The following is a 9,379-nucleotide window of genomic DNA, read 5'->3' as shown; positions in this document are numbered from 1 at the left end:
CCAGCGCGGTGGGATGTACCCTGAGGATCTCACTGACATTTGATCCATTTGATCGACATCCATCCGGCGGAATGGTGAAGGGCAGCATCCGCCCCGTTGCAGACGTTCCCAATGGTCGTCATCCCGGCGCATGCCGGGACCGTGGGCTGTCTTTAGAAGCAGCCTCACGTCCGGGCGCCCTGGCGATAGCTATCGCCTCAAGACTTGCCCACGGTCCCGGCATGCGCCGGGATGACGGATGACCGCGCCCCACCCCAAATCAGCCGTCACCCTGAACTTGTTTCAGGGTCCATCAATCCGAAAGCCCAGTTTATGATCGGCCAACCGAGATGGCGGCACGAGCCACCACGCTCCGGCACCAATCGCCCGATGGATCCTGAAACAAGTTCAGGATGACGCAAGGCGGGGGCGCGATGTCCGCTCCCCACCCCTTCTTGCCGTTTCGCTTAGGGTGTCATTTCGCCCTCAGCCGGAACCGACCCCTACAAGCCGAACGCACCGTCAGCCTCGCGATCGGCGCGGCTCTCACCGGCGAGCAACGATCCGCGCGTCGTCGCGCGTGTTGCTGGCGAGCTGGCGGATGCCATGTTCGTCCATGACGCGATCTACACAAAATGCGGGGTGATGCTGGAAGGGCTGCACGCTGAGGACGCGATGCAAACGGACCTCTTCGCAACGGCTGATCCAAAAGCCGGCGATCTTCTCGCCGCGTTGGATGGCCTAAACCAGCGCTTCGGTCGGAATACGATCAGGATAGCCGCGGAAGGGCAGGGGGATCGAAGCTATGACACCAAGCGCACAATGAAAAGTAACGCTTGGACGACTAGGATTCGAGAGATACCGATAGCGCGTTAGAGGGATTCGATGGCTGAAACTTACACCTTCCAGCTACCGGAAATAGATCACGGCCTAAGCATTCCCTACTATCTGACCGTCACCAAGGATCAGGCTCGCGCGATCCTCGATGCTGAGCCAGGCGAACGCATCGCCCTCAAAGATGACGAGTTTGTCGAGCTGGACCATGATCGGGCCTCGTTCCTGCATTGCCCTCCGTCACGCCAAGCAGCCAGATATGATAGTCCGGATGTGTTCGCTGCAATGAGCAGGATCATTCGCGACGCGATCGATCCTGATACCATCAATCGACTGCGCTAGCGCGTTCGGTCCTTCGTAGGCGGGGCGGGTGTCGTCGGTGCCTTGCCCACAAATTCCGGTGCCTTGGGGTCGAGCGGTTCCCCGCTGCGGATCTTCCCGGCGATCGTCTTCCGCGTCGCCTCGCCTACGGCATCAACGGTTTTCGAGCTGTCACCGCGCAAACGCGCAGCGCCCATAGCCGCATCAACGATGGCCTGCGCGGGCGCAAGGCGTGGGTCGGCAAGGTTCTTGTCGGGTGAGTTCTTCAGGAACGTCGCCGCCAATCGGTCGTGTGCCGGCGAATGGCCCGGGGGCAGGATCGGCTTCTCGAGCGCGCGAATTGCTCGCTGAAGCTGTGCGGTGTTCTGCATGTTGATCTGCACCGCCAAGGCCGATCCGATCTCGCGAACCCGCTCCATCGGCGTCTGCTTTGGGCTGATGACCGCTTCCACGTCGCGCGCGCCAAGATAGGTCAACAGGTGGGATTGATACACCGGCCCCTTGGCGTGCCGAACATAGGCCAGCTCGGTCCGCGCGGACGCGATCTGGTCGGAAGGCGCGCCGTCCTTAATCATGCCGCGTAGCCTGTCGGCCGCTTCAGCGCGGGCAGGCGGCATATACTTGTCCAGTTCCTCACGAACCTTCGCGAGCGACATCTTGTAGCGCTGCCCTGCCGGTGGGTCGCGGGGAGGGAGCATTGCCATCCCTCCAGGCCCCATTCTCGCCTCTGGCCCTAGGTCGCGCGTAACGGCTGCTGCGGACAAAGCGGCGCTAAGGCCGCGATGGTCGCCAGTGGTGAAACCGTGGCGTGATCCGTCCATCCAAGCCCGCTCGTCGATACTCGCGATCTTGATTGGATGCCCCGCCTGTCGCGCGATCTGCGCGGCATGGACGCGCATCGTGCGGCCATTGCCTTCGCGGAAAGGATGAACGGCGTTCAGCTCGTTCATGTGGTTGCCAAGCCGGTCGAAAAACTCGGCCCTCGGGAGGCCGCGAAAACCCTCTTTTCCATTCAGGTCTTTGAAGACGGCATCGAGGCCATTGGAAACGTAGGGTGCTGCGGCGAATAGGCTTCCGCCCTTGCCGATGTTGACGCTGCGATCCTTGCCCGCCCACTCATAAAGATCGCCAAACATATGCTTGTGGAGCGCGCGATACCCGTCGGGCGTGAGCGGAAAATCCATGCGCGCGGCTTCGTTTCCGCGAGCGCGGGTTATCAGCCGCTCGCGTTGGGAAAGCTCTTTATCGTCGGTGATTCCTAGCCGGTTCCGGAGGGTTTCGGTGCCGGGATAGGTATACGGGTCAATGGGCAAGGTATCAGGCTGCGAGCTGGCTCGCGTTGGTGGTGAGCATATCCACGACGAGCTTAGAAGCGAGTGCGGGAGGCACGCCCTCATCCATCATCATCGCAAATAGTGCATCCTCATCCGCTTCCGGATTCATGCCCTCAATGACGAGATTATGCCGTGAATCGCGATCGTCCTCGCGCCACTGTGCGACCTGATCGGGGGTTCCCCGCTGGAAGTCCATCGCCCGGATTTGAGCGCGGATCACATCTATGTTTAGCTGAGCCATGCCAATTTCCTTCGCTCCGATCATAGCCGATCGGCGGTGAATTAACAATAAATCGCTTATCCCTAAGCTGAACGAAGTGGCCCGATCTGCGCTCCTTTGAGCGCAGATCGTAAAGCCGCTAAGCGTCAGTATTCGCTAGCTAACATGATCGTCAGCACGCGCGTCGTTTTAGATGCGTCCCACGGCGCTTCGCTCCCGTACTCCAAGCGATTGTCGTAATAGTCGATCTTCCAGAAAACAGTCACGGCAATGTCGTTTGAATCGGTAGGTCGGTTTTGGGTCCAGTCACCAGAAGCAAGTTTGTAGATCGTGCCGAAATCGCGTTCGCCGTGCGGGTCGTTGTCACCGTCGAATTTGGAAAATCCGACAACATTACGAAGGACAGCAATGCGATCCGCTTCGGATAGAGACTGTACCCCGATAGTGATATTTGCGCGGCAAGTGACGCCGGGAACGGCTCGCGCGGCATCATTGAGAACGCGAATTGCGTCGGCGCGGTCGGTCTGGTCAGTCATTGTATTTCTCCCTCATCTGGCATGGTCCGCAAGGCCACGGCCTGCGGCCCTGCCGTTCCGGCGAGGAACGGGATGGGGAGGGAGGGCGAGAATCTACCGCTGGCGCGGGCGGGCTGCCTTAGATCGCTCGACGCCCGAAGGGCGTCGTCTAGCGATCTTGGCAGACTACACGGGCGGTCGATTGTCGTTCGGGAACGAAAGGGCAGCGCCCTTGGTGTTCCCCTGTCCGGCCTCTGTGCATTACTCGGACACTGATTCACGGTAGCCCCGAATTGGTCTGTTCGGCAACCATATAGCGGTCGTGATCGAGCTGGTTTGTCGATCCCCGCAGCCGATATTGTGACGCGGGTTCTGACCTTCGCAAAGCCGCGTGCGTGTGAAGGCCGGATGCCGGTGTGTCACAAGCGATCGAGGCTGTTGAAAAAGTAGCTCCGGCGCGGAAGAGGCGCTGGTCCGAGCAATATTCTTCTTGTATCGCGCCGACCGTCGCAACCTCTTGTGCAAAATAGGCGACCTGCAAGCAATCATATTACGCGCGAGGTGGCCGCACTGCCTGCTCGCCGAGTTTTTCAACAGTCTCGACCGGTTGTGACACCAGCCTATCGCTTCCTGCCGAACATTGGGGTTTTGTATAGTCGCCCCAAGCTGCTGCCAATATGAGGCTGCTACCATCGTGGCATGACGCCTATCCGATGCCTTCCGATCGCCACATGGCCCCTGCTGGTGATCCTGACCGGATGCGGCAGTGATCCGGTTTCACCCCCAGCCCTCCCAGCCAAGGCCGCGGCGGTCGCTCACGAAAGCGATCTTCTGAAGCTCACCCTCACGACGCAAGCGCAACAGCGTCTCGGCATCCGAACGGTAAGAATTGGCGATAGTTCGGCCGCGCAAGTCCGCGAAACCAGCGGCGAGGTCGTCGTGCCGACAACCGGCGGAGCGGGTGTGCCAACGGGATCGACGAGCAACCTCACCCAGATCGGGGTCAGTCAGGTTGCGGCCGAAGGCGAGGTCGCGCGGGCGCAAGCGCAAGTGCGGCTCGCCGTCATCGCCTATAACCGCGCCGACGCCTTGGTGCGTGAGGAAGCGGGCAGCGTGCGAGGGCGCGACGAAGCCGCGGCGGCACTTGCCACCGCGCGGGCGGCACTGGATGCGGCCCGCGCGCAACGCGGGCTGCTCGGTCCCTCGATCGCGTCGATGGGCAATCTCTCGACGCTGTGGGTGCGGGTGCCTGTGTTCGGCACCGACGTGAGCGCCATCGAACGCGGTCGCACCGCTACGGTTCGTCCGCTCGGTGACGATCGCGCCGCTCCACGCGCTGCACGCCCGGTCCAGGCCCCGCCCTCGGCCAATGCGGTCGCGGGCACCGTCGATCTGTTCTTCGCGCTCGATAATCGCGACCGTGCCTACCGCGTCGGCCAGCGCGTCTCCGTGGCGTTGCCGCTTGGCGGGAAGACGGATGGACTGTCGGTCCCGACCGCGGCGATCGTCCGCGACATCTATGGCGGCGAATGGGTGTACCGGAAGACCGCGCCCGACACCTATGTCCGGCAGCGGATCGAGGTCGCGAGCGTCGCGGACGGCCGTGCGCTGTTGTCGCGCGGCCTGGAGCGCGGTGCCGAAGTCGTGACGGACGGGGCGGCCGAGCTGTTCGGGACCGAGTTCGGGACGCCGCACTGATGCTCGCCTGGCTGGTCCGTGCCGCGCTGACCCAGCGCGTTCTCGTCCTCGCGCTCGCCGCGCTGCTGGTCGTCCTCGGGCTGCGCGCGACCGGCGACGTGCCGCTCGACGTGTTTCCCGAGTTCGCACCGCCTATGGTCGAGATCCAGACCGAAGCGCCTGGTCTTTCGACCGAAGAGGTGGAAAGCCTGATTACCGTACCGATCGAAACGGCGGTCAACGGCGTCCCCGATCTGATGACGCTGCGGTCCAAGTCCGTGCTCGGCCTGTCGTCTGTGTCGATCCTGTTCGCGTCCGGCACCGACGTGATCCGCGCCCGCCAGCTCGTGCAGGAACGGGTGACGCAGGTGCAGGCGCGGTTGCCCGCCGCGGCGCGTCCCCCGGTGATGCTGCCGCCACTGTCGTCGACCAGTCGGGCGATGAAGATCGGCATATCGTCGGCAAAGCTCGATCAGATGCAGCTCTCCGAGCTGGCGCGATGGACGATCCGGCCGCGCCTGATGGCGGTGCCGGGCGTCGCCAACGTCGCGATCTGGGGTCTCCGCGACCGCCAATTGCAAGTTCTGGTCGATCCCGACCGACTGCGCGCTGCCGGCGTGACGCTCGCCGAACTGCGCGCCGCGGCCGGCGACGCGGTGCTGGTCGGTGGGGGCGGCTTTGTCGATACGGCAACGCAGCGCCTCGCGGTCCAGCAGACGAGCGCGATCCAGTCCTCGGCCGATCTTGCGCAAGCGGTCATCAAGCAGAGCGGCGAAGCGCCGGTCCGCATCGGCGACGTCGCCCGCGTGGTCGACGGCTTCGCCGCGCCGATCGGCAACGCAATCATCGACGACGGCCCCGGCCTGATGCTGATCGTCGAGAAGCAACCGACCGGCAACACCCTTCAGCTTACCCGTGACGTGGAGGCCGCGATCGGTGAGCTGAAGCCGGGCCTGCGCGACGTGAAGGTCGATACGACGATCTTCCGCCCCGCGACCTTCATCGAACGCTCGATCGACAATCTGACGCGCGCGCTCGCGATCGGCTGCCTGCTCGTGGCCGTCGTGCTGTTCGTCTTCACCCGCGATTGGCGGCAGGCGACGATCAGCCTGGTCGCCATCCCGCTGTCGCTGCTCGGCGCGGGCCTGGTGCTGCTGTGGAGCGGTGCCACGATCAACACGATGGTGATTGCCGGGCTGGTCATCGCGCTCGGCGAAGTGGTCGATGACGCGATCATCGACGTGGAAAACATCGCTCGCCGGTTGCGGCTCAACCGCGAGGCGGGCAACCCGCGCTCCAACTTCGATGTGGTGCTGTCCGCCTCGCTGGAAGTGCGATCGGCGGTGGTGTTCGCGTCGCTGATCGTGATGCTGGTGTTCCTGCCGATCTTCTTCCTGGGCGGGGTGGCGGGCACGTTCTTCCAACCGCTCGCCATCGCCTATGTGCTGGCGATCGCCGCGTCGCTGCTGGTCGCGCTGGTGGTGACTCCGGCGATGTGCTTGTTCCTGCTGCCGAACGCGCCCCTCAAGGCAGAGCGTGACACGCGGCTCGTCGGGGCGCTGAAACGCCGCTACGCCGGGGTGCTGCCGCGCATGGTGGCGCGACCGGCGCTGGCGATGGGGATCGTCGCGGGCGGCCTGCTGCTGGCAAGCGTCGGCTACGCCGGGTTCAAGGACCAGTTCCTGCCCGATTTCCGCGAAACCGACTTCCTGATGCACTTCGTCGAGAAGCCCGGCACGTCGATCGAGGCAATGGACCGCATCACGATCCGCGCGTCCAGAGAGCTGCGCGCAATCCCCGGCGTGCGCAACTTCGGCGCGCATATCGGCCGTGCCGAAGCCGCGGACGAGGTGGTCGGCCCGAACTTCACCGAGCTATGGATCAGCCTGGACGAGAATGTCGACTATGACGCCAGCGTCGCGCGTATCAAGGAAGTGATCGACGGCTATCCCGGCCTCTACCGCGACGTGCTTACCTATCTGCGCGAGCGCATCAAGGAAGTGCTGAGCGGCGCGGGCGCGACCGTCGTCGTCCGCATCTTCGGTCCCGATCAGGTCGAGCTTCGCGCCACGGCTGAGCGGGTGCGGGCCAAGGTGGCGGCGATCGACGGGGTTGCCGATCTCAAGGTCGAGCAACAGGTGCTGGTGCCGCAGATTCAGGTCCGTCCCCGGCCCGGCGATCTCGCCACGCTGGGCCTCACCGCGGGCGAAGTAAGGCGACAGGCGCAAACGCTGGTCGCGGGACAGAAGGTCGGTGAAATCTACCGAGACCAGAAGGCGTTCGACGTGGCGCTATGGGGCGAACCCAAGGTGCGCGGCGATGTCCATGCGCTTGCCGACATGATGATCCAGACGCCTGCGGGCGCGCCGGTGCGGCTGCGCGACGTGGCCGATATTCGCGTCATGCCCGCGCCCAATGAAATCAAGCGCGAGAACGGTCAGCGTCGGATTGACGTGACGTTGAACGTCGCGGGCGCGGACCTGGGTACGGTCGCGCGCGCCGTCGAAACAGCGGTCGGACAAGTGCCGTTCGCGACCGGCTATCACCCGCAAGTGCTGGGAGAATATGCGGCGCTGCGTGACTCGCGCCAGCGGCTTTGGACAACCGGGCTGCTGTGCCTGCTGGGCGTCCTGCTGCTTGTATGGCTGGAGTTTCGATCGGCACGCATCACCGCGCTGGTTGCGACCAGCCTGCCGTTCGCGCTGGTCGGCGGTGTCGTCGGCGTGGCGCTGACGGGCGGGGTGCTGTCGCTCGGCTCACTGGTCGGATTCGTCACCGTGATCGGTATCTCGGCGCGCAACGGTATCATGCTGCTGTCGCACTACGATCATCTCCGCCGGTTTGAGGGCGAGGAATTTGGCCCCCGCCTGATCCTCCGCGGCGCGGAGGAACGACTGGTGCCGATCCTGATGACCGCCGCGTGCGCCGGCCTTGCGCTGCTGCCGCTGATCGTCGCCGGCAACGCGCCGGGCCATGAAATCGAGCATCCGATGGCGATCGTCATCCTGGGCGGACTTGTCTCCTCGACCGTGCTCAACCTGTTCCTGATGCCCGCACTCTACGCGCGCTTTGGACGGGAGAAACCCACACCCGATGCCCCGCTCGCCGGAGTTCCCGCATGATCCGCCGCTTTGCTCCAATCGCCGCGCTCGCGGTCGCGGGGTGCATGACCGCGCCTCTGCCCCCGCCGACGATCGCATCTGCGACTGCCACGGGTGCTTTCGCAAGCCTCCCGACTGCGGCGATCGGCCCGGTCCCGAATGACTGGTGGCGGCTGTATGACGATCCGGCGCTCGATCGACTGGTCCAGGCGAGCCTTGCCGCCAATGCCGATCTGCGCGTCGCCTATGCCAATCTCGACGGCGCGCGCGCGGCATTGCGGCAAGCGCGTGCTGCGCGGCTGCCGCAAACCACGATCGAGAGCGCGGGGACGATCGACAACAGCGCGACGCAGCCAAGCGCGTCGTCGAACGTGCCGACCACCGATTACGATCTTGCCCTGACCGCAAGCTGGGATATCGACCTGTTCGGCCGCCTGCGCTCGGGCGCGCTGGCGGCCGGGGCCGATGCTGACGCTCAGGCCGCGGCGCTAGACTCGCTGCGAGTCGCGGTCGTGGCGGATACGGTGCTCGCCTATGTCGATCTGTGCGGCGCGACCCGTGCGGCGAATGTCTCGGGCGAGATAATCGCAGTTCAGGAGCGCTCGGTTGGCGTGGTACGCAACCAGCTTGCTGCTGGCGAAGTCTCGCCGCTCGAAGTCTCCCAAGCCGCTAGCCTGCTGGAATCCACCCGCGCCACGCTGGCCCCGTTCGGGGCGGCGCGCGCGAATGCCCTGTACCGGATCGCAACTTTGCAGGGCCGCCCCCCCGCTGAAGCGCGCGGGTTCAACATCGTCTGCAATGCGCCCCCGAAGCTCCGCGCGGCGGTGCCTGTGGGCGACGGACAAGCGCTACTGCTGCGTCGCCCCGATATTCGCGAAGCCGAACGCCGCCTCGCCGCTGCCGCGGCGCGGATCGGGGTCGCCCGTGCCGATCTCTACCCCCGCGTGAACCTGGGCGGTGCGGTCGGGCTGCTGACCGGTGGCTTCGTTGCGACGGCTTCGCCGCTCATAAGCTGGGCCTTCCCCAATCAGGCCCCGGCGCGCGCACGACTGGAACAGGCCCGCGCGACCGAGCGTGCGGCGCTCGCCGGTTGGGATGTAGCGGTACTGCGGGCGCTGCGCGAAGTCGAAACAGCGCTCGCCGCTTATGATGGCGAGGTGCGCCGTAATCGTGCGCTCGATGCCGCGCGCGTCCAGTCCGCGCTTTACGCCCGCCGCGCGGCCGCGCGGGTTCGGCTGGGGGATACCGCCTTCTTGATCCAGTTCGATGCCGAGCGGGCGCGGGCGCAAGCCGCGCTCGCCCAGGCACAGTCCGACCTCACCGTGGCGCAATCCCAGGTCGCGTTGTTCCGGGCGCTCGGTGGTGGATGGCAGACGAACGGCCCGACGGGTTAGAAGG

At 64.9% G+C, this 9,379-nt stretch carries 8 protein-coding genes; 5 read left to right on the top strand and 3 right to left on the bottom strand.

All coding sequences use genetic code 11. The annotated features are described in order from the left end of the window. Positions 1–456: 456 nt before the first annotated feature. Positions 457–855: a DUF4113 domain-containing protein gene (locus GGQ89_RS20365; protein WP_184106759.1), complete on the top strand. Its 399-nt coding sequence runs from the start codon at positions 457–459 to the stop codon at positions 853–855. A gap of 9 nt (positions 856–864) precedes the next feature. After that, positions 865–1,155 carry a hypothetical protein gene (locus tag GGQ89_RS18295; RefSeq protein WP_184106748.1) on the top strand — a complete coding sequence of 97 codons (291 nt, stop codon included), beginning with the start codon at positions 865–867 and terminating at the stop codon, positions 1,153–1,155. On the opposite strand, the gene GGQ89_RS18290 is transcribed toward GGQ89_RS18295, so the two are convergent. The 3 genes from GGQ89_RS18290 to GGQ89_RS18280 all read right to left on the bottom strand — a co-directional run bounded on the left by GGQ89_RS18290 (position 1,152) and on the right by GGQ89_RS18280 (position 3,224). After that, positions 1,152–2,318 carry a Fic/DOC family protein gene (locus GGQ89_RS18290; RefSeq protein ID WP_240456264.1) on the bottom strand — a complete coding sequence of 389 codons (1,167 nt, stop codon included), beginning with the start codon at positions 2,316–2,318 and terminating at the stop codon, positions 1,152–1,154. The genes GGQ89_RS18295 and GGQ89_RS18290 overlap by 4 nt on opposite strands. A gap of 133 nt (positions 2,319–2,451) precedes the next feature. Further along, positions 2,452–2,709: a hypothetical protein gene (locus tag GGQ89_RS18285; protein ID WP_184106744.1), complete on the bottom strand. Its 258-nt coding sequence runs from the start codon at positions 2,707–2,709 to the stop codon at positions 2,452–2,454. A 125-nt stretch (positions 2,710–2,834) separates the two neighbouring features. Then, entirely contained in the window at positions 2,835–3,224 is a 390-nt protein-coding gene (locus GGQ89_RS18280) for a DUF3768 domain-containing protein (RefSeq protein ID WP_184106741.1), read from the bottom strand. Positions 3,225–4,166: 942 nt separating this feature from the next. On the opposite strand from GGQ89_RS18280, the gene GGQ89_RS18275 reads away from it, so the two are divergent. From GGQ89_RS18275 to GGQ89_RS18265, 3 genes are read left to right on the top strand one after another with little or no spacing between them, the layout of a single operon-like run. Then, positions 4,167–4,901 (top strand): efflux RND transporter periplasmic adaptor subunit, encoded by a 735-nt coding sequence (locus tag GGQ89_RS18275; RefSeq protein WP_184106739.1) that lies wholly within the window; start codon positions 4,167–4,169, stop codon positions 4,899–4,901. Beyond that, complete coding sequence (locus GGQ89_RS18270) at positions 4,901–8,002, top strand: efflux RND transporter permease subunit (RefSeq protein ID WP_184106737.1); 3,102 nt, start codon at positions 4,901–4,903, stop codon at positions 8,000–8,002. Before GGQ89_RS18275 ends, GGQ89_RS18270 begins: the two co-directional genes overlap by 1 nt. Further along, positions 7,999–9,375 carry an efflux transporter outer membrane subunit gene (locus GGQ89_RS18265; RefSeq protein WP_184106735.1) on the top strand — a complete coding sequence of 459 codons (1,377 nt, stop codon included), beginning with the start codon at positions 7,999–8,001 and terminating at the stop codon, positions 9,373–9,375. Before GGQ89_RS18270 ends, GGQ89_RS18265 begins: the two co-directional genes overlap by 4 nt. The last annotated feature ends 4 nt before the right edge of the window (positions 9,376–9,379 follow it).

The organism is Sphingomonas yabuuchiae (assembly GCF_014199595.1).
GTDB classification, from domain to species: Bacteria; Pseudomonadota; Alphaproteobacteria; order Sphingomonadales; family Sphingomonadaceae; genus Sphingomonas; species Sphingomonas yabuuchiae.
Note: the sequence above shows the minus strand (reverse complement) of the source record. Positions and strands in the feature narration are given on the sequence as shown.

Excerpts from the sequence above, each read along its gene's own strand:
- GGQ89_RS18295 (WP_184106748.1), top strand. The coding sequence starts at position 865 with ATGGCTGAAACTTACACCTTCCAGCTACCGGAAATAGATCACGGCCTA.
- GGQ89_RS18290 (WP_240456264.1), bottom strand. The coding sequence starts at position 2,318 with ATGGATTTTCCGCTCACGCCCGACGGGTATCGCGCGCTCCACAAGCAT.
- GGQ89_RS18285 (WP_184106744.1), bottom strand. The coding sequence starts at position 2,709 with ATGGCTCAGCTAAACATAGATGTGATCCGCGCTCAAATCCGGGCGATG.
- GGQ89_RS18280 (WP_184106741.1), bottom strand. The coding sequence starts at position 3,224 with ATGACTGACCAGACCGACCGCGCCGACGCAATTCGCGTTCTCAATGAT.
- GGQ89_RS18270 (WP_184106737.1), top strand. The coding sequence starts at position 4,901 with ATGCTCGCCTGGCTGGTCCGTGCCGCGCTGACCCAGCGCGTTCTCGTC.
- GGQ89_RS18265 (WP_184106735.1), top strand. The coding sequence starts at position 7,999 with ATGATCCGCCGCTTTGCTCCAATCGCCGCGCTCGCGGTCGCGGGGTGC.